The 20,441-nt window shown below is 45.5% G+C and carries 15 protein-coding genes, 2 tRNA genes and 1 riboswitch; of the genes, 6 read left to right on the forward strand and 11 right to left on the reverse strand.

The window, feature by feature from the left end:
* Positions 1–1,278: 1,278 nt before the first annotated feature.
* The 5 genes from ASF12_RS27830 to ASF12_RS27850 all read right to left on the reverse strand — a co-directional run bounded on the left by ASF12_RS27830 (position 1,279) and on the right by ASF12_RS27850 (position 6,257).
* On the reverse strand, positions 1,279–2,448 hold the full coding sequence (locus ASF12_RS27830; RefSeq protein ID WP_155973504.1) for a sn-glycerol-1-phosphate dehydrogenase: 1,170 nt from the start codon (positions 2,446–2,448) through the stop codon (positions 1,279–1,281).
* Between the two features lie 102 nt (positions 2,449–2,550).
* On the reverse strand, positions 2,551–3,294 hold the full coding sequence (locus ASF12_RS27835; RefSeq protein ID WP_056041694.1) for a hypothetical protein: 744 nt from the start codon (positions 3,292–3,294) through the stop codon (positions 2,551–2,553).
* A complete protein-coding gene (locus ASF12_RS27840) occupies positions 3,291–3,989 on the reverse strand; it encodes an ABC transporter ATP-binding protein (protein WP_056041697.1) in 699 nt (232 codons plus the stop codon). The genes ASF12_RS27835 and ASF12_RS27840 overlap by 4 nt, the downstream gene beginning before the upstream one ends.
* Before the next feature lie 19 nt (positions 3,990–4,008).
* Complete coding sequence (locus ASF12_RS27845; protein ID WP_056041699.1) at positions 4,009–4,383, reverse strand: GntR family transcriptional regulator; 375 nt, start codon at positions 4,381–4,383, stop codon at positions 4,009–4,011.
* Between the two features lie 167 nt (positions 4,384–4,550).
* Entirely contained in the window at positions 4,551–6,257 is a 1,707-nt protein-coding gene (locus ASF12_RS27850) for a methyl-accepting chemotaxis protein (protein WP_162241941.1), read from the reverse strand.
* A 153-nt stretch (positions 6,258–6,410) separates the two neighbouring features.
* A riboswitch (cyclic di-GMP riboswitch) is annotated at positions 6,411–6,494 on the reverse strand.
* A 164-nt stretch (positions 6,495–6,658) separates the two neighbouring features.
* Between ASF12_RS27850 and ASF12_RS27855 the strand changes: the two genes are divergently transcribed.
* The 3 genes from ASF12_RS27855 to ASF12_RS27865 all read left to right on the forward strand — a co-directional run bounded on the left by ASF12_RS27855 (position 6,659) and on the right by ASF12_RS27865 (position 7,141).
* Positions 6,659–6,868, forward strand: coding sequence for a YrzA family protein (locus ASF12_RS27855; protein ID WP_056041703.1), 210 nt, complete (start codon positions 6,659–6,661; stop codon positions 6,866–6,868).
* A gap of 114 nt (positions 6,869–6,982) precedes the next feature.
* Positions 6,983–7,058: transfer RNA gene (locus tag ASF12_RS27860), tRNA-Thr, on the forward strand.
* A 9-nt stretch (positions 7,059–7,067) separates the two neighbouring features.
* Positions 7,068–7,141, forward strand: a tRNA-Pro gene (locus ASF12_RS27865).
* A gap of 136 nt (positions 7,142–7,277) precedes the next feature.
* Here the strand turns inward: ASF12_RS27865 and ASF12_RS27870 are convergent.
* From ASF12_RS27870 to ASF12_RS27885, 4 genes are read right to left on the reverse strand one after another with little or no spacing between them, the layout of a single operon-like run.
* Complete coding sequence (locus ASF12_RS27870; protein WP_056041705.1) at positions 7,278–8,303, reverse strand: phytoene desaturase family protein; 1,026 nt, start codon at positions 8,301–8,303, stop codon at positions 7,278–7,280.
* Between the two features lie 49 nt (positions 8,304–8,352).
* Complete coding sequence (locus tag ASF12_RS27875) at positions 8,353–8,958, reverse strand: hypothetical protein (RefSeq protein ID WP_056041707.1); 606 nt, start codon at positions 8,956–8,958, stop codon at positions 8,353–8,355.
* Positions 8,907–10,076 (reverse strand): glycosyltransferase, encoded by a 1,170-nt coding sequence (locus tag ASF12_RS27880; RefSeq protein ID WP_056041709.1) that lies wholly within the window; start codon positions 10,074–10,076, stop codon positions 8,907–8,909. Before ASF12_RS27880 ends, ASF12_RS27875 begins: the two co-directional genes overlap by 52 nt.
* The gene (locus tag ASF12_RS27885) at positions 10,073–11,488 is read right to left on the reverse strand and encodes an aldehyde dehydrogenase family protein (protein ID WP_081419093.1); all 1,416 of its coding nucleotides are present in this window, start codon (positions 11,486–11,488) and stop codon (positions 10,073–10,075) included. Before ASF12_RS27885 ends, ASF12_RS27880 begins: the two co-directional genes overlap by 4 nt.
* 240 nt (positions 11,489–11,728) lie before the next feature.
* Here ASF12_RS27885 and ASF12_RS27890 point away from each other — a divergent pair, with 240 nt between their 5' ends.
* On the forward strand, positions 11,729–13,243 hold the full coding sequence (locus tag ASF12_RS27890; protein WP_056041714.1) for a phytoene desaturase family protein: 1,515 nt from the start codon (positions 11,729–11,731) through the stop codon (positions 13,241–13,243).
* Between the two features lie 187 nt (positions 13,244–13,430).
* Here the strand turns inward: ASF12_RS27890 and ASF12_RS27895 are convergent, their stop codons facing one another.
* Entirely contained in the window at positions 13,431–15,410 is a 1,980-nt protein-coding gene (locus ASF12_RS27895; RefSeq protein ID WP_056041716.1) for an AraC family transcriptional regulator, read from the reverse strand.
* Between the two features lie 388 nt (positions 15,411–15,798).
* On the opposite strand from ASF12_RS27895, the gene ASF12_RS27900 reads away from it, so the two are divergent.
* On the forward strand, positions 15,799–16,728 hold the full coding sequence (locus ASF12_RS27900; RefSeq protein WP_327204954.1) for a tyrosine-type recombinase/integrase: 930 nt from the start codon (positions 15,799–15,801) through the stop codon (positions 16,726–16,728).
* A 43-nt stretch (positions 16,729–16,771) separates the two neighbouring features.
* Entirely contained in the window at positions 16,772–17,770 is a 999-nt protein-coding gene (locus ASF12_RS27905) for an ATP-binding protein (RefSeq protein ID WP_056041718.1), read from the forward strand.
* Positions 17,771–17,775: 5 nt separating this feature from the next.
* Here ASF12_RS27905 and ASF12_RS27910 read toward each other — a convergent pair whose 3' ends face one another.
* Positions 17,776–20,277, reverse strand: coding sequence for a tetratricopeptide repeat protein (locus ASF12_RS27910; protein WP_056041720.1), 2,502 nt, complete (start codon positions 20,275–20,277; stop codon positions 17,776–17,778).
* Positions 20,278–20,441: the final 164 nt, after the last annotated feature.

The following is a 20,441-nucleotide window of genomic DNA, read 5'->3' on the forward strand; positions in this document are numbered from 1 at the left end:
CAAGATATGAAGGTGTTCAGCGAGGGTTGAAGTTATTATATTCCGCTTAGGGGAGACCCTGCGAATCGTTTAAGAAAGACCTGACCCCCTATTACTTTTGGCGGTCTGTTTTTTGTTCAATTGATGTTCGTTAATCACTACTATAACAGGAATATGGACTAAGGATTTGTGATCAGGCCCCAATCGCTCTGTTCCTCATGGCATTAAGCTGTTAATCGAGGCATACCTATTCTAATTTTGTTAGGCTGGGACAGAAGGAGACGATTATGTCTCAGACGGCGAAAATGGTAACTGTTTCCATTTCCTAAGGACTGAGGTTCCGCTATTGTAGCCTTTTATACGATTTCAGCCCGTAAGCGGACAGGAGATCCGCTATTGCCCTCATAATCGCGTCAAAATGGCAATTGGCAAAGCATTAGCGGCTCCTGTGTCCGCCTAATTCTCGATTGACCGTCATCCGGTTAAATAGCTGATTCTGTGTCCGCCAAGTTTCTGACACTCCATTATCGTTTGCATACTCTCCCTAGTATAACAAACCGTGTATTAGCTCCACCGACCCAACAAAGTGCCATCATTCAAAACCAGTGTGGCTTATCGCCCGAAAGTAAACCCTCCAGCTAGCTTCTATTTTAAAAAGAAAGTGTCACCTATTTGAGAAGTAAAATATGTTATCTAGTCGTGTTATAAAAACAGAAAAAAGCCTTATATTCCAAGGCTTCTTGCGTTCTTAAATATAGAACTGTAATTAGTTCGTAGATGCCCTACTCTTCAAGATAGTGCTCTTTTAAAATGCGATCTCGGTCTGCTGCATCAACTTCTGCCTTCCCCTTGTTTCAGTCCACACACACTCATACAGAGTACGACTATATGTACAGTTAGCGGAGGATACATGATGACGTTTCAATCTACACACTCACATAGAGTTCGACAGCAATATCAAATGAAGGACTTTATCAAAGATTGGTTTCAATCCACGCACTCATATAGAGTGCGACGCCTCTGCATTGGGATACCCTTGCTCCATACAACTGTTTCAATCCACGCACTCACACAGAGTGCGACAGCGAAAAATAGATAAATGGGTGCCACAATGGCATTCATTTATCTAAATCAAACGAAAATAATACTATAACGTTCGCAGACAATTCTTGATTTTTAAAGAATTTACTCATTTTATGTATGATTCGACAAATTTCGAGGTGCGAATCTCCCCTAGGCTTCTTATGGGAGCTTCACATTCGCACCACGACCCAACTCTATTCTCTATCTACAAGAATATTACTTCCCCGCCCCTTCGTTATACGCTCTCAGCAGCGTATAACGATTAGGCCGCACCAAATGCGCCTCACTCAAGCTGCGGGCAAGCAGTTCGTCGCTCACACCTAGCTCAGCCGTTGTGGATGGCCCACCCACTTGCTTCAGCCAGCCGCGAATGGTCTCCTCATTCGGAATTTCCGCGATCAGCTGGCTGATGCGTTCCGCATGCTCCGTCCCGCTAATCGCTGGCGCCTGCTCATCCGCCAAGCGATGATACAGCCCCGAAATTTCCGCACATGCGACGCCAACCTTCGCTCCATGCAGCAGCTGGCGGTTGCCAAGGCGAATATATTCCATCTCCCAGTAGTGGGACAAATGATGCTCTGCGCCCGAGGCCGAATGGGATTGCCCGAACAGCAGCATCGCAAGGCCCGATTCGATCAAAGCGCTGATCAGCGCGCGAATGCCCTCTTCGCTGCGTGAGGCAATCAGCTCTACATTTTCCACACACTGCATTAAAGCATCACGCGTAATCGTCGCTACGATATCCGAATAAGCTTCCTCGCCCGCAAGCGAGCCGTAGGACCAATCGAACAGGGACGTATATTTGCCAAGCATATCGCCAAAGCCAGCGGCTACCATAGCGACAGGAGCCTGTGTCAGCACATCGAGATCGGCAAAAATCGCGTCCGGGCCAATCGCGGCGATCGTAATCTTTTCACCCCGAATAATAATCGGTGCTCCCTTGGAATTGAAGCCGTCTACGGACGGAGCGGTCGGCACGGATACAAACGGTATGCCCGCCGTAAAAGCAGCATAACGCGTAATATCATGAAGCGTGCCGGAACCAGCCGCAATGACCACTTCCGCAGCGTAATGCTGAATATCAAGCAGCAGCTGCACAATGGATACTTCGTCCGCAATGACATCTCCCTGTTGGTTAGGCTTAATCAGCGTTGCCTTAACCGCAATATCTTTCGCAGCAATTGCCGCTTCCAATTGTTTTCCAGCTATTTCATATGTGATGTTGTCGGACACGATTAAAACTTTGCGATAGCCCTTCTTTACCAAATAAGGTGCGACCTGCTGAGTGGCTCCACGTTCAATAAGCAGCGGTTCAATTACGATGGACTGGACGGAGGAGGCGTCATAGCCTGCGGCAGCCAGCTTGAATTTTTCCATTAGCGTCATGAGTTCGTTGTCCCTTCTATCTTCAAAGTTGTATACGAACATTGTCACGCGCTAATGGCAGGTTTGTCAACCTTTGGCTTGCAGGCTTCGCCGCGCCTTCCTCTAAGCATCCAGCTTTTTGTTCAGCAAGTACAGCATGATGCTCACAAGGATAGCACCGATCACGATTTCAAGCGACATAACGCCCCAGTTTCCAATCGAAATATCGCCTGTTGGAGACACTAAGATAGACAAGCCTTCAGCGGTAGGCTCTGAGACCATCGTGCCGAATAAATTATCGTTAAACAACAATTCCTCCACATAGCTAATGACAAATTGCAGCAGGACGAAGACTGCTATTGCTACCCATGGAAAAAGCTTTTTATTAAAGAGATGCCCTACTGTAATCGAAAAATAGACTGTCAGCATCAAAAATAGGAGCGTCCAAAATATTAAAATAAAAAACAGGACTCCCGTCTCGAAATTAGGCGGACCCAATACATCCAGCAAGGCGCTTGGGGACAGCCATTTAAACAGCCAGACATGAAGCAGCACGATCCCACTCAGCGCAGCCGATAATACGAATTGCAGCAGAAGCGGCGAAGCGATTGTTTTCCACGTGGCCAGCGGCAATAAGCGGCGACCGTACGATTTAAGGTTATGGGAGTACGTCTTTGAGGAAAATATGATCAACATGAAGGCAACGAATAAATAGCCCATGAACATTAATGTAAGCGACAATGCAGGCTGCCAATTACGAGTTGCACTAAAAAAGGAAAGTGCTCCCTGCAAAATAATAAGCGCAGCAGCCGAGCCCATAATTAAATTCGCATTGCGTTTCCAGTCATATTTCAATAAGTTTATCATTCTGAAAATACCTCCCTGAATAGTTCATCTACACTTTTACCATGCTTGGAGCGTATGCTCTCCACATCCTGACGCAGTGAAACTTCACCGTTTTGAATAAAAATGACTTCATCGAAAACCCGTTCAATGTCGGTAATTAAATGCGTCGAGATAAGCACACAGCTGTCTTCATTATAAAATTTAACGATGGCGTCCAAAATTTTGCCCCGCGCGACGGGATCAACACCGCCTATCGGCTCATCGAGCAAATAAAGCTTAGCCTGACGCGACATCGCCAGCGTGAGCTGCAGCCGCTCATTCATCCCTTTGGATAAGGAGCTAATGCGATCATTGCGATCCAGCTTCAAAAAATCGAGCATGCTTCCCGCTTTCTCCTGATCGAAGTCCTTATAAAAGTCACTGAAAAAACGAAGGGCATCCTTCACCCGCATCCACGACTCGGTTACCGGCTGATCCGGCATAAAGGACGTAACCGCCTTCGTCCCGATGCCAATCGGCTCCCCGCAAATTCGAACGCTTCCTGAGGTTGGCTGAATGAGTCCTGCCGCCAGCTTCATGAGTGTACTCTTGCCGCTGCCATTGCTGCCAAGCAGACCAATAATTTTGCCAGCTTCCAGGTTTAAATTAATATTATGCAGCGCTTTTCTCGATCCGTAAGTTTTCGTTACGGCTTGCAGTTCAACTATCTTCTTCATTCGTTTATTCTCCCCCCGCCTATTTCTGATCTTCCTTGCTAACCGCTTCCGTAACAATCGCTACAATGTCATCCTTCTTAAAGCCCAAATCACGCATCCCCTGAATGAAACGTCCGAGCAAATCAGCCGCCATTTCTTTCTTAATGCTCACAATCGCCGCCTCCTCGCTCGTTACATATCTTCCAAGTCCCCGTCTTGTTTCGACGATGCCTTCACGCTCCAGCTCCTGAAAAGTACGCTGGATCGTATTCGGATTGATTTGCAGCTCCACTGCAAGCTCGCGCACCGAATCGATTTTATCGCCGGGATTAAGCTTCCCGCTAATAATTTGCTGTTTAATGTAGTTCATGATCTGGATGTAGATCGGCTGGTTGTTGTCAAATTCAATCGGCATAAGTCACCTCCGTGTTAATGTGTTAGTGTTATATCTAAATAGTACACTAATATTCTGTTGTTGTAAAGAGTTGGATAAAAAAAAGGCTGCCTCCAATCGCCCACGGGCGCTGAAAGCAGCTATTTCATTGATGCTATTCCATTTTCCAAACCGCTCTAAAGGCTAGCTTACACCTTGAATACAGCCGCTTTTTCGCGCAAATTAGTGGAAGAGCCCTGCAGTTTCTCAGCCAGCTCTTGAAGCTGAATCGATACCTCGAATTGATCTTCGGACATACCGCTCATCTGCTCCATTTTGCCATTTACCTCGGAGGAGGTTTGCAGCAGCTTGTCTACTGAGCCAACAATATCGGTAATGCCTTTTGTAATTTCATCAATGCCGACCGAAATTTCGCCCATTTGCTCGGACAATACACTGCTTTGATTTTCCAGACCATTAAACATTTCGCTAGCCGTCACCGATGCCTGCTTCGTCGTTTCTATCACTTCCGAGAAGCTGCTCAAGCTTTGGCTGCTGTCGGCAAAATCGTTCTGAATAAGCTTAAGCTCCTTCGTAATATCTTTGGAAATGATATCGGTCTGGCTCGACAGCTTGCGAATTTCCTCCGCTACTACAGCAAAGCCTCTGCCATGCTCGCCTGCACGCGCCGATTCAATCGAAGCATTCAGCGACAATAAATTCGTCTGTGTGTTCAAATCCTGAATGCCGCCCAAAAACTTCGTTACATTATTGTAGCGCTCATTGATTTGGTCGAAGGACTCGGTAACTCGGGCAAATTGCTGCACCGTCTGATTCACCATCTGCACAACGCCCTTCATATCGGTGGAGCCTATACGCGATGACTCTCTCATTTCTTTCATGTCGCGATTAATATATTCGGTTGAAGCCGCAATTTGCTGCGAGCTTGCCGATATTTGCTCCGTTACGGCCGAGATCGAAGTTGCATCATCATACTGGGTCATCAAAATCGTTTTGCCGTTGCCAATCTCTTCCTTCACCTGCTCGGAAGCGTTCTGATTGCGAACAATCATATCGCCCATATTGCGCGAGGCTTGCAGAACAACCGTGCTTACATCCATAGTCGAACGAAGGGTGTCACGAAGCTCACTTCCCATTTGCGCCAGCGAGCGGTCAATTTGACCAAATTCATCTTGGCGATCCAGCTTCTCATCATAGGTGAAATCGTTATTTTGATAAGCGGTAATACGCTTCATTAAACCAACGATGCCTTTTTTTACATTCCGGCTTAACGAATACGACATGAGGAACGGCAGTACTGCCAGCAAAACAATATTGATGATAATAATCGTATTGGCAGCTGCAATACTTTTATTTAATGTCTCCTGTGTAGCGACCGTATCCACTTCGAGCCAATTTTCTACCGTTTCATTCGCAAAGCTGAGAACAATCGTATATGTACTGACAAGCTGTTTGACCTTGGCGGAGCGGTCTTCAATGGTTAGCAGGCTGTGATTGCCGTTTTCTTTATTAAGCTGCTCCAGTGCAAGGCCAAACACATTGCCTTGGTTCGAATAGGCGGTGCCGTTATCCCCGTGAGGATATTTTTCATCCAGGTACGCTAGTGTAACCTTCAATTTTTCTACCCGCTCGGGCATCGACTTAAGTGCCAAGTTGATTCCATCGTCGCCGGTGCTGCCGTTTTCTACGGCATCAATCATCGAAAGCAGCGTGCGCAGCATCGAATCCGATATCCCTTGATATTCTTTTTTGGCCTCCTGAAGCTCATTTGAAGCTTTCACTGCACTTCTAACCGAAGCATTTTGCATAAAAATCCACCCGCCAGCGACGACGTTGAACAAGGTGATTAATGAAGTGATAAACAACAGCTTCGTTGTAACCTTTTGTTTCTTCAAGAAATCAGAAATCCTTGATGTCCATTTTAACCATTTTGCCTCTCTCAATCGGTTAATCATCATTTTCTCTCCATCTCTCCTATTACACTGAAAAAACAAAAGCTATCCAATCACCGCGACGAATTGAACAGCTGAATCAGCCTATAGTCCTGTACCGGTGGTTTGGCTGCCATAGTTCAATACCTTAGGCCCATAACTTTGCGCCCCTATCTTTCAATAAGTTTGCCTTTTTCAGTATGTAATTTTCTATTTATTTCGACACTTTTAAAGTATAATTTAGGAAAACCTTTTTGTAAATTATAAAAAGCGAGATTATCTGACATGATACTTTGAAACTAGTGCCTAACAACGTTATAATATTAGCGAATGCTAGCTATTAATGAGATTTTAGGGGGGACAAGATGGATTTTCGACTAGATTTAATTGAGGATAAAATCGAATTTTTTGAGGCTTTTGACTTACGTACGCTCGAAAAGCACATTGACCAGCAAATTGAAGCGAATAAAGCACTGCTATTACAAGTTCATGCGATTAGTCATCATGCGGTGTTTCATCCCGATCGCGGGAAAATGCTGTACAGCGCAGTCGTTCATTTTAAAGTTAAAAAATAGGCCAATTCGGGCATTTGAACGCTGCCCGAATTTTTTTCAAAAAAATTTAAAAAAGGTATTGCATCCTCCTAAAGTTCTGTGGCATAATACATCTTGTGTCCGATACATAACCGCGCCGTTGTAGCTCAATTGGTAGAGCAACTGACTTGTAATCAGTAGGTTGGGGGTTCAAGTCCTCTCGACGGCACCATTTTTTTCCCGGGACGTAGCTCAGCTTGGTAGAGCACCTGGTTTGGGACCAGGGGGTCGCATGTTCAAATCGTGTCGTCCCGATATTTTATAAGTTGTTTCAAGCAGGCCCTCTAACTTAGAAGGGTTTTTTATTTTTTTCATTAAAAATAAACCGCGCTTAGCTGGAAGTTTTGCTGCCCCCGCTAAGCGCGGCTTTTCTTTTGCCCCAATAGATTCATTAATGATGCTGCCGAATCATCGCCTCTGCGGTGAGCAGCCCTGACATGGCAACCATCGGCGTTCCCCCGCCGGGATGGGTCGTTCCGCCCGCAAACCATAGTCCGCGCAAATCCGCACGATTGGACGGCCGCAAAAACGTCTGCTTTGCTGAATTCGAGGAAATGCCATAGATGGCGCCGCGAAATGCCGACGTATCCCGCTCCAAATCCTCCGGTGTATACAAAGCAAGCTGCTCTGCTTCCCGATCCAGTCCCTCCAAGCCATAGGCAGCCAGCTGCTTCAACAGACGGCCCTGATAGCGCTCCGCCTCCCGCTCCCAGCTCCAAGCGTCCGACGTATACGGGGCATTCGCCAAAATAAACAGGTTGCTGCCTCCTTCCGGCGCCAGTTCCTGTTCCATATAGGCGGAACAGCATACATAAATCGCAGGATCGGCAGGAGCCTCGCGGCGCGCGAAAATCGCCGAAAATTCCTCCCCATACCTTTCCGGATAAAATACAGTATGATGCAGCAGCTTATCGTAACGTCTGCGTATGCCTGCAAGAGTGACAAAGCCGGACAGAGAAGGCTCGTAAGTTGAAATATGGCGATTCGTCATGGCAGGCCGCAGCTGCTCGCCGAGCAAATCGCGGCATACGGACAGCACATCTCCGTTCGCGAGCACCAGATCGGCTGGCACAAAACCGCATTCCGTCTCTACTCCGCTTACGCCGCCGCCTTTTGCAGCAATGCGCTGCACACGCACCGAGGTGCGTATTTCCGCCCCCATTTCCTCCGCAAGCTGGCGCAGACCTTCAACGATGCTGTAGGTGCCGCCTCGAACACCAAAAACGCCAAGCTCTGTCTCGACATGCGGCAGCATCGCGAAGATTGCTGGCGCCCGATCAGGAGCTGATCCGACATAGGTCGCATAACGTCCAAACAAGGCCAGTGTGTTGGGATGGCGAAAATAGCGGCGCAGCAGCATAGCGGCAGCAAGTCCTCCCGGTCCGGCGCCTACAACAGCAACATGCCTGGTCTTCATTTATAGTCTCTTCCTTCCCATGCTAGAATCAGCTTTCTATAAATGCCCGTCATAGACGGCTCGATCCGCAAATTCGCCTGAGCCGCAGCCGGTTATATCGCAAAATCGCTATAAACGGCAAATTGGCCGCCAGCGCGTAGCCTACCATTAAATAGCCATACAAAGGCTCGTTCCAGATGAAAAATAACGGCGCGGGCACGATGGACAGCCAGTGCGTCCATTCGCCTCTGAGCGTTTCCCCCATGTACTCCTGGTAATAGGCTTGGCCGCGCTTAGCAAGCCTTTTCTTCTGGAATCCCCTGCGGAACAAAAAGCTGCCATCCGGCACGCTGTCCTTCCAGGAGCGGATGAACAGCACCTGCTCGTAGAAACGCTCCTCGCCGCTTTTATCAGGCTGCTTCGGCTCTGCTCCTCTGCCGAAGTGCCGCTTCTCCTTGCTGCGCTCCGCTTTGCGCACTGTCCCGCCTGCTCCTGCTCCTGCTTCTGGTCTTGCAAACCAGCGCTCTGGCAAGCTCGTATGAAAATAGGAGACGCCGAGATGGACGAGCAGCCATCCGCCAATATTCAGAGCGAGCACAGCCAGCGACGGCAATGCCTGCGCGCTCATAGCTTGCCTCGTTCCCGGCTGCCCATTGAAACGACTCGCCTTTTCCAAGAAACCTTCCTCCTAATGAAGGTCGAGAACAGCGAATAAGCGAAAAATAACAGAAACAAACTGAGCGGCAATGGGTACAGCAGTGCTGTCCAGCCCTTAAAACTCCCGGTTTTGCGCAGCCATAGCCCGAGCTGCAAGCTGTATGCCGCATAGCAGGCGACGCCTGTTCCCAGCAGCCAATAATCCGCCTCGACCTGCCCCCCAATTGAAGCAAGCATAAGGGTCACAGCCGATACGGCTCCGGCCAGCCACAGCGATACAGCGCAGGCTACGAAGGGCGCGTTCGATGCAGCGCCTGCTGCGAAGCTTTTGCTCCAGCCGCGGAACATGCTGTTCAGGCCGTCCGGGTACATTCTAAAGGAAATTTTTTCGCAGCCCATAAAATTGGACACCGGCATTTGATCAGAGCTAAAGGCTCGCCCCAGCTCGAAATGCTCCAATACTTTGCCCCGTACTGCCTCATGCCCGCCGATGCGGAAATAGTCATCCCGGCGGCATATGAGGCAAGGCCCAAACGCTCCCGCCCGGCTGTCGCCGTCGCCAACCGAAGCGATGACAATCAGATTGAAGAAAGCAGACAGCTGCTCATAAGCACGCTCCATTCGGTGGTAAGGCTGCACCGATACGAGTCCGCCAGCCTCCTTCTGGCTGGCGGCCAGCAGTTGTAAAGCATCCTTTTCCAGTTCCACATCCGCATCCAGAAAAACAAGCAGCTCGCCTTGCGCTGTTTTGGCTCCCGTCCAGCAAGCCCAGCTTTTGCCGATCCAGCCGTCTGGCATCTCCTCCGCCCGAATGACAAGGGCGCCATTCGCGGCAGCAAGGCTTGCCGTTGCATCCTCCGAGCCGTCATCGACAACGATTACTTCTACATGACTTAGCTTCTGCCGCTGCAAGGCGTGCAGCAGCTTGCCGATATTAGCCGCTTCATTGCGTGCCGGAATGATGACAGAAATGGAGATCGGAACAGCGCTATTTTTCATGCCTGCTCCGTTCGCATCATCTGCCCCATTCCATTCATCTCCCTCATGAATGTCCCAATCCGGCAGCCGGCTTACCCGATTTTGCAGCAGCAGGCCGCACAGCCAGCCGAAAACAGCCCAAATGATCGAGAAACTCATCGCTTCCCCCTCCTTCTCCCGTACATATAGCCAATTGCCTGCTTTAGGCCGCTAAATGCCTGCTCCCGGTAAGGAAACCAATTGATTTGCGAGCTTCTGCGCCCAGCATTGACCATGACCGACTTTGAGCGGCAAAAGGCAAGCAGCCCTTCTTCGCCATGCGTACGGCCGAAGCCGCTCGCCTTCACCCCGCCAAAGGGCAAATGCATGTTGCCAATATGCCTTACAACGTCATTAATCGAGCAGCTTCCCGTCTCCAGCCGGGCTGCGAACGCTAGCCCTTTTTTTCGATTAGCCGTAAAAATGCTTGCGCTAAGCCCATAAGGCGAAGCATTTGCCAGCCGGATTACTTCCTCCTCTGACTGAAAGGCCATAATCGGCAGCAGCGGGCCGAAAATTTCCTCCTGCATAAGCTGCATCTCCTCCGTCACTCCGGTGAGTACGGTCGGCGGAAACAGCGGCGGCTCCGCTCCGGGCGGCAGCCCTCCTGCCGCAATGCTGGCGCCTTTGGCTACAGCATCGTCCAGCAGCCGTTTCACTTTATGCCAGCCTTCTTCCGTGGCTAATGCTCCAATCTCGGACCAAGAACCGCCTTCGGCTTGCCTTAGCTCCCGCGTATAAGCGACGACCGCGGCCAGAAAGGCTGCATAAATGCTTTCATGAACGTAAACCCGTTCCACGCTAATACATACCTGCCCGCTGTGCAAAAAAGCACCCCATACCGCTGCGCGAGCGGCTCTCTCTATGTGGGCATCGGAACATACGATCATCGGGTCCTTGCCGCCAAGCTCCAGCACGCAAGGAATGAGCTGCGCCCCTGCTCGCGCCAGCACACTGCGCCAAGCCGCTTCGCTTCCGGTAAACCATAGCTTGTCAGGCCGTGCATCAATTAAGCGCTCCGCTTCCGCCTTCCCGCCTTCAACCAATTGAAGGACACCTGGCGGAAATGCAGCTTCCTCGATTAGCGCAGCAATGCGCTTGCTTAGCAGCGGCAGCTTCTCCGATGGCTTGAGCAGCACCGTATTCCCTACAGCAGCTGCCGCGAGTGCCGGAATGAGCGTCAATTGAAGCGGGAAATTCCACGGGGCAATGATAGCCGCCACGCCGCAAGGCTCATATGTAATGTGCGAGGAGGAGCCTGCGAGCCACAGCGGGGTGCGAACGCGGCGGGAACGCAGCAGCTTGGTCGTATTTTTTTCATAATAAGAAATAGCTTGAATGACCGTCAGCAAATCCGTCGTCAGCGCATCCATCGGGGTCTTGCCTGCCTCTTGGCCAAGCAGCGCAATCCACTCGTCCAAATCGCGAACGAGCAGCTGCCGCACCGAGCGGATATGCTGAATTCTATCCCGCACAGGAAGCGCCCTCCAGCTCGGAGCTGCTGCGCGGGCAGCAAACATTTCTTGCATCATTTAATCCCCCCAGCAAGGGCCGCCTTTATACGATTGGCAAAATGATCCTAGCAGGTTTTAATTCGCCAATAATGGGCAACACCTTAAATACAGGACCTACAGGAATGTAACTGCTAGATTTGAAGCTAGCTAACTATTAATTAACCCTAAGGTATATTATAAAACATCTTTTTCGTTTATATAACCAAGTTTTTAAAAATATCCATTTGGCTTTAGTAAACAGGGAGGCGGAAACGAGCGATGAGTAAAAAAATCGTAGTAATTGGCGGAGGCTTGGGCGGCCTATCCGCTGCCATCAGGCTAACGGTTGACGGCAATCATGTCACCGTCCTGGAACAGCAGGAACGTGCAGGCGGCAAGCTGAATATCCGCTCGGGCAAAGGTTTTTCCTTTGATACGGGCCCGTCGATTTTGACGATGCCCTGGGTGCTGGAGCAGCTGTTTGCTAGTGCGGGCAGACGTCTGGAGGACTATATGACGCTGGAACGGGTGGAGCCGCAGTGGCGGACTTTTTTCGAGGATGGATCGCAGCTTGACGTGACTGGCGATCTGCCAATGATGCTGGAGCAGCTTAGCAGCGTAGCGCGAGAGGATGCCAAGGGCTTTCTGGCCTATTTGCAATACTGCCAGCAAATGTATGAGCTCAGCATGAAGAGCGTCTATGGAAAAAGCCTCAGCGGCCTGCAGGACTTGCGGGGGCAGCATAGCATGAAGGAACTGCTGGCGATGGACCCGCTTCGCACGATGCATCAGAGCACGAGCCGCTTTTTCAAAGACAAGCGCTTGCGCCAGCTGTTTGATTTTTTCATTATGTATATTGGTTCATCGCCTTATGCAGCCCCAGCCGTGCTTTCTCAGCTCATCCATGTGCAGCTTGGACTCGGCATTTATTACGTCAAGGGCGGCATGTATAATATTGCGCTGGGCATGCTGAAGCTGCTGGGCGAGCTTAGCGTGGAGGTGCGGACGAATGCGCCTGTCGCAGCAATCAATACGCTGGGCAAGGCAGCAACGGGCGTTACACTTGCAGATGGCACGGTGCTTGCCGCCGATCTCGTCGTCTCCAATTTGGAGGCGATTCCGACCCATCGCAAGCTGCTCGGCCACCATCCGGGAGCTGCCGCAGCGACAGGCGGCATGAGAAAATATGCTCCAACCGTATCCGGCCTCGTGCTGCTGCTTGGCATCGATAAAACCTATGACCAGCTGCGCCATCACAACTTCCTGTTCTCGCGCAATCCAGAGCGGGAGTTCCAGGATGTGTTCGTCTCCGGCATCCCTTCGCCTGATCCGACCGTCTATATTGGGGTGTCCAGCATTTCCGACTCGACACAGGCGCCTGAGGGACAGCAAAATTTATTCGTGCTCACCCATGTTCCCCCGCTTAAGCCAGGCGAGGATTGGGAGATTTACAAAGAGACGTACCGCGAGCTTGTGCTGGATAAGCTGGAGCGAATGGGACTGGATGACCTGCGCTCGCACATTACGTTCGAATACAACTTTACGCCTAATGATTTGGAGCAGCTTTATGGCGCCAACGGTGGTTCAATCTACGGCGTTGTCACCGACCGCAAGCTGAACGGCGGCTTCAAAATTCCGAGCAAAAGCGAGCTGCTGGACAATTTGTATTTCGTCGTCGGCTCCACTCATCCCGGCAGCGGTGTGCCGATGGTTACGTTGTCGGGCCAGCTTACAGCTGACCTTATTAAAGAGCGGGCGGATAGCCGCTCTGGGGGCAGGACAACAGCTGGGTAGCCATTTTAAAATGACCGCTGTAAAATGGGAAAGAAGGTATCTCCCCCTAGCGCAAGCTTTGGGGAAGATACCTTCTTTTTTTCGAAATGAAAGGGTCATCATCTGTTAATTATTTTTACCGCCATCCATTGGCAATCGATTAAGCTGAAACGCTTAATTACTTTTGAGCTGCTCCGTTCACTTGTGTTCAGTTGTTTTCCCCAGCAGCAGCAGTCAGGCTATCGACAATAATCGGCAGCATGGCTTCCAGTGTGATAGGATCGTTAAAGGCTGCAGAATCCTTGTCGAGATAAAACACCCGATTATTTTTAATTGCAGGAAGCCCCTTCCACAAATCGCTATCATACATAGGGCTTGTATCAGCGGTTCCGGTCGCATCCGGTGATGTAAAGATATAGTCGCCAGCAAACTCAGACAGCTTCTCAAGCGATATTTCCGCCCAACCAAGCTTCAGATCGAATGCTGGAGGGGCCTGCAGCCCGAATTCATCATATAAAATTTCTGTTCCCCTGCCATAGCCTTCACCATAGACATACACACTTTTATCATACTGGCTGAGGACAGATACGGTTTGGTCACCGACTGCCTTTATAACCTGTGGTTTATATTCGGCAATTTTTTGTTCCCAAGCATCGACCCATTGTTGGGCTTTATCGATACGATTCGTTAATTTACCGAATTCAAGCAATTGCTCTTTATAGTTTTTCTTACCGTATTCTATCGTTACGACTGGCGCGATTTTACTCATGTCTTCCAGTTTATCTGTACCTTTAATAGCAATGATAAGATCTGGATTTAAGGTGATAATCTTTTCAACATCAAAAGCAGCCGGAGATCCAATATCCTCTACATCGTCGATCTGTCCTTTATAATAAGGATTTCCCATCGTCATTGTTGGCGCTCCAACCGGATTAATGCCAAGCGCCATGAAATATCCAACGTAGGCATGGGTCAAAACAACTATTCTTTGCGGGTTTCGGGGGATATCGACCTCGCCATCTGCACCTGTGTACGTTACCGTTGCTGAAGCTGTCGAGTTCTGATTTGTGTCCACCTGTCCATTGTTACCACTAACTGCTGCGCTCGAGGCTGAACCAGAATTTGCAACAGAGTTGGTACTGTTCACTGACCCTGAGCATGCGCTTAGAAGTAGAGTAAAACTAAGCAGCAAAGTTAAGGCGGTTGATTGTTTTCTGTTTCTGATCAATTCAAAAGCTCCCTTGTTTGTATATTGATAATGGTTATCACTGCGCTTATTAATATACCGTTTAAGCTTATGAGGAACAATGGATGATTTAAGCATGAGGGATGGATTATGCTGCTTAGTATTCAAATCAAGATAGGTTTGACGATAGTGAACAGGAGATTGTCCGGTTTGTTTTTTGAAGATGCGGCTAAAATAATACACATCCGTATAGCCGATGTTTAAGGCTATTTCTTGCAGCGTTGCTTCTGTACTTTCAAGCAGGCTTTTGGCTCTGGTAATCCGCAAGCGAATCATATATTCAATGGGGCTGCATGCCGTGCGCTGCTTGAACATTCGCGATAAATGGCTGGGACTGCAATCCAGCATCGATGCCAGCAATTCCATCGTCAACGGCTCAGTATAATGGTCATGCAAATATTTTAGCAATTGCTCAGCCGGGTCTGCCCGAATGATTCGAACATCCTGTTCGCGCAGTTGGCTTACAAGCTCATATACGAATTGATAAAACAATGTCCTTGCATGCAGCAGCTCAAGATCACCGGGCGTCAGCCACTCTTGGGCCGTTCGCTCCAGCTTCTCATACAACGACAATGGATACAAAGGAGCATAACCATATTGAATCTGCAAAGGATTTCCTGCGGTCATGATACTGCGAATTTCAGGGTTTGCCTGTGGCGGAAACCAGGCTTTGTACAATATAAGATAATATTCGAACCGCCCTTCCTTTGGCTGTATGTTCAGGCACATTCCTTTGCCGCCATGCAGCACAAACATGCCGCTCACGGCATAATCCACATCATCAAGCGTAATTTGTGCTGAACCGCGAATAGCAAAAAGAAACCCGTTGGCAGGCAGCAGATATGACCTAAGCTCACCGTCACTGGTTATATTTATATGTCTGACATCCATCAGCTTAACTGAAGCAGACGTCCAAATTAACATATGTTCGTTTAATTTCACTCCGTCACCACCCGTTGCTGTTACGTCGATGATTTTTCGACTTCTCCCTATATACTACTGATAACGATTCTTATGTGCAATGATATTAATGAGAGTCCACTAGCGTCCGCCAAAAACAATAGCGCCTCCTACCCATGCTGCCCCCTAGCCAGAGATATTCTCTTTTTCGTTCACCTTGGATCGTCAAGCTATACAAGCATTAAACGAATATACAAAAAGGCATTTCCCTAGAGAAAGCTTCTGGGGAGATACCTTTTTTTCAGGAGGAATTTATTTTACTTGCTCTGCTAAATTTCCGATTTGAGCGATACATTCCTATGGCTAAACGACAGAAGGCTATGCGGGGTGTTACAATAGCAAAATCGACAACTAGCGGAGGAATGCAACTTTGAACGTCACCGATCTATCTGCCTATGCACAATCTTATTTGCAGCAAATTAAGATGGAACGCAATTTAACCGACAAAACGATAAAGGCCTATTATTATGATCTAAGCGACCTCATTAAATGGATTAGCGATTCCGCCCAAGGCGATATCGAGCCCCAGCATGTCAATTCGTATTTCCAATCGTTGCAGGCTAAGCAAATGAAAGAAACGAGCATTAAACGTAAGCATTTTACCATAAAAGCTTTTATCAAATATTTGACTACACAAGGTGTTGTCTTTGAATTACCTAGTGCCATTGGCAGATCCAGCTTCAAGCTTTCAAAGCGGATTCCCAAAACTTTAACGATAGCAGATGTGACTACCTTACTACAAACGACAGAGAAAGAAATGCTAAATCCACGCACTAATTATCGCAAAATTATGAGCAGCCGCAATTCCGCCATTATAGAGCTCCTATTTGCCACAGGAATACGCATTGGGGAGCTAGTTGGCATTCAGCTTGAGGATCTTAATCTTCAAGAGCAAACGCTGCTGATTTACGGCAAAGGCCGAAAAGAACGCCTGCTCTACATAGCAAGCCATGAGGTGATTCATAAGCTGGAGCGCTGGCTATCGCTTCGGTCACAGCTGGAACCTAAAGCAAAAGCTTTTTTCATTAACAAATACGGCAATGCTTTATCCATCTATGCGATTGAGGATATTTTTTATAAGTACAGGGATATAGCGAAAATCAATGAAAAAGCAACACCGCATTACTTGCGTCATACGTTTGCTACTCACTTGCTCAATAACGGCGCCGATTTGCGCTCCGTCCAAGAAATACTCGGCCATTCCAGCGTCAGCACCACCGAAATCTACACCGAAGTGTCCATCGAACGTAAAAAACAAGTTCTAACTAAATATAACCCTCGAAATAGCCTTGAAATCTGAGAAAAAACCTCCTAATAACTATAAATTATTTGGAGGTTTTGTTGTGTTTCAAATCGAACTAGTTTGTGATTTTAGAGAATCATTTCCTTCGAAATTCGTTGATGGTGTAGAAGTTTTTAATGATCATCCAAAAAAAGACAGTGTACTTGAAATACTTGATGCCATTAATGAGATAGGGTACCCTTGTAATATTTTCGGTGGAGTTCCTGAACTACTAAAAGCTAGTCAAAACAATAATCGTTATGAAGATAAAATATTTATTAATCTTTCTGATGGACTCAATCAATCCTACAGTCGAGTTCAGGTACCCATGTTGTGTGAGATCCTAAAAGTAAAATATAGTGGTTCTCCTCCCTTTGTAGCAGCCCTTATGAACAATAAACATTACTCAAAGCTTGCATTAAATGAGCTTGATGTCCTTATTCCAGCCGGTTTTCTCATAAATAAACATACCCAATTGAAGGCTGAGCTTTTTAAGCGCTTGAATTTTCCAATTATAGTAAAACCTAATACAGAAGGTTCCTCTCTAGGCATCACTTTAAAAAGTGTTTGCGATACTATTGAAGAAGCGCACTTGCAAATCGAAAATTTGTTAGCAGAATTTGAAGAGGTTCTTATAGAAGAATATATTGCCGGATATGACGTTACTAATCTAGTTATAGGTAATAAAAATGATATCAAATTAAATGAAGTTATTGTCATTCAATCACATCAGGGACTTATTAATTATAGAGAAGTATTTGGAATATATGAAAAAGCTAATAAGCTGTCCACACGCTTAATTGGAGAGGAAGTATTTTCTTCTGAACAAGTCACAAAAATTCAATTAACGTCTGAAAAAATTGCTGCACATATTGGTGCTATAGATATTTGTAGAATTGATTATCGTGTTACAGATTCAGGTGATATATACTTCCTAGAAATTAATTCAGTTCCAAGGATTAGTACAAGCAGTGAAGTTGGTTTTATTTGCAGTAAAAGAAACATTTCCTTTAAAGATGTCTTACAATATTATATAGAATCAGTTTTAAGCAGGTTCTAAAAACTTCAATCATGTGTAAATGTAATAAACCAAGGTTCAAAAATAGCTTCTGCACAATATGTACCCCCAGTTTCACTGGTAGTGTTTATACCAGCAAAGTGGGGGGACAATTCTTTAATGAGTTGATTCGCTCTATAAGCTGTAGACGTGTTTTTCGCATATGCGTAACCCATTTCAATACATTCCTTAGCCAGATCAATTTTGCCTAACTGTTTATTTATAATCGCCAAGTTTATGCATATCTTTCTTATGATAGTAGAATCTATAACATTTCCTGATTTGATTATTTCATAGAGCTTATCGGTCTCTGTCCCAGCCTTTTCATATTCTTTCTCTTGGCTGTAACAAACAGCTAAATGAGTTTTTATAGTCAACTCGGCGTACCTTGAATTGTTCCAGAATTTTGCTTTGTTCAAATACTTAATTGCTTCAGCATATTTTCCTTTTACCATTGAGCAAATAGCAAGATTGTTTAACGGGTATGATATTTCGTGAATTTTGATTGGCGAAAGCAACTCAATTGACTTGTTAAAAGCATCACAAGCTTCCTTAGATTTGTTTTGTTTGAACCATTCAAAACCCTTATTGTTTTGTATAAATGCTTTCTCAACGCTATCTTGATTAAGTTCAGCAATCTTCTCAGCAGCCTCTAAAAAATCAATAGCTTTATTGCCGCTATAGAAGTTTATACATGTTCTTAATAAATAACCAGTTGCTCTACTCTGCATACGCTCTTCTGTTAAGTTTAATGCTATGTCATTAAATATTTTCAAGGCGCCTTCCCGACCATCGGGCGTCTCTAGTAATGCTAGTTGCTTCATGTTTAGTGACATGATTTCCTTTTCTTGTTCCCCTTCAGCATTATTTAAAGCTTGCTGAAAATAATTAATTGCTACTTGTTTATTCATCAGCATGTTTTCAGTCTTTCCATAAAAATAATAATAATTGTAACGAAGTTTTATTTCTAGAGATTCTGCATCTATGAAATTAAATATATCTTTTGCATCAGCATATTTACCATTTTCATAATAACAAGTAGCAATTTCAAGTAAGTTCTCACTCGTAAAGTTTCTAAAATGGGCTTTTAGTCTGTCAAATATTAATATAGCATCGTTAAACTGGTTATTTTGAAACCTGCTTAAACCATAATTAAGATTTATCTCCTCCCAATTGCTTACTTCGCCCCTAAATGCATGCCATGCAATTAGATAGCTAATATCGTCATTCGATAAATTATTTTCCGTCAAAAATACAACATTCGTTTCTAAGAAATTATATAAATGGAAATTTACTAGAGGTTGGTAAATAGGACTCTCTAATCGCATTATCAATGCTCGATAAATTAAATCATGTTCTATTCGCACTTTTTTCACATTATTTTCAATTGAGATATTAATAATTTTAGTGTTGCTTAATTTTTCTAAAGACATCAAAAAATCTATATGTGTTATTTCACTCATTTTAAACAGTTTTTCGTTCAGAAAGCGTGTAATTTCCTCTAACACGTTAGTATTAATTATTTTTCCAAACCCAAGAATCCCTCTTAAGATCATCTTTTCTACTTCTGATAGCTTATCTACATCAAGAGATGTAGTTTTCTTTGATATAATTTCTTTGAATTTTTCAGCTACAATTCTTGCATTATTTTTCTCTACGGACCCTGTAATGCCGTCATGATAATATAAGTTGCGTAGTGTTGACCGTAATTTTTCCGGTGAACCTTCACATGCAGAAAAAAGAGCGGATAGATCTTCATCATCAGTATGATTTAAATCAAAAATATGAAGCAGTATCTCATTAAAATATTCTTGATTAGTGAACGGATTTATTTTTAAATGTTCAAGTTTAATTTTCTCAATAAGTATTTTGGAAATATCAGTTCTTTCATTGAATTTTTCGTTTGTTGTGGTGAGCAGGAAGCAAATTTTAGAATTACCTATGTATGAACCAAGCAATTCTGAAATAATTTCTAATGACTTACTATCACAATTCGTAAAGTTATCAATGTATATAATCATGTTTCCATCAGAGAGGATATGATTAATATAATTTTGTATTACTATAAATCCTGATTGATGTTTTTGTTTTTCGCTTTCAACAAATGCAATAGTTTTATCAAAAACAAAATTCAACAAACCATCTATATCTACTTCTATTCCTTTTGTTTTAAAAAATATACTAATAACATTTTTTGTAATATCAAGGGCGGAAGTGTAATTGTTTTTGATAAAATCCTTAAAGGACATCTTTGTGCTCTCTTGGAGTAAACTTAATAATTGTTTAAGACAGTTAATATTTTGGTCTGCACTAGACAGATCAAGCCGAATTATTTTTTGATTCGATACTTTTTTTAAAGTATGTTCAATCAAATAGGATTTTCCTACTCCGCTAGGTCCAGAAAGCCACATTACATTTGAGGATAATTCATGATTATAAAAAGATTTTAGTTTTTCTTGTTCTAATTTTCTATTTACAAATTTAAAATTGAAAAACTTTGTGTTATCCAAATAAACACCCCTTAAACAATGTTTTCAAAACTCAAAACCTCCAAATAATTTATAGTTATTAGGAGGTAATCAGCCCGACTGCCTCCTCCTTCTCAACCTGTTAAAGTTAAAAGTAGTGAATTCGGCCTAACTACACCCCATATGTTACAACTAACGACAAAATT

Origin of the sequence: Paenibacillus sp. Leaf72 (assembly GCF_001422685.1) — a bacterium.
In the GTDB taxonomy this organism is placed as follows: domain Bacteria; phylum Bacillota; class Bacilli; order Paenibacillales; family Paenibacillaceae; genus Pristimantibacillus.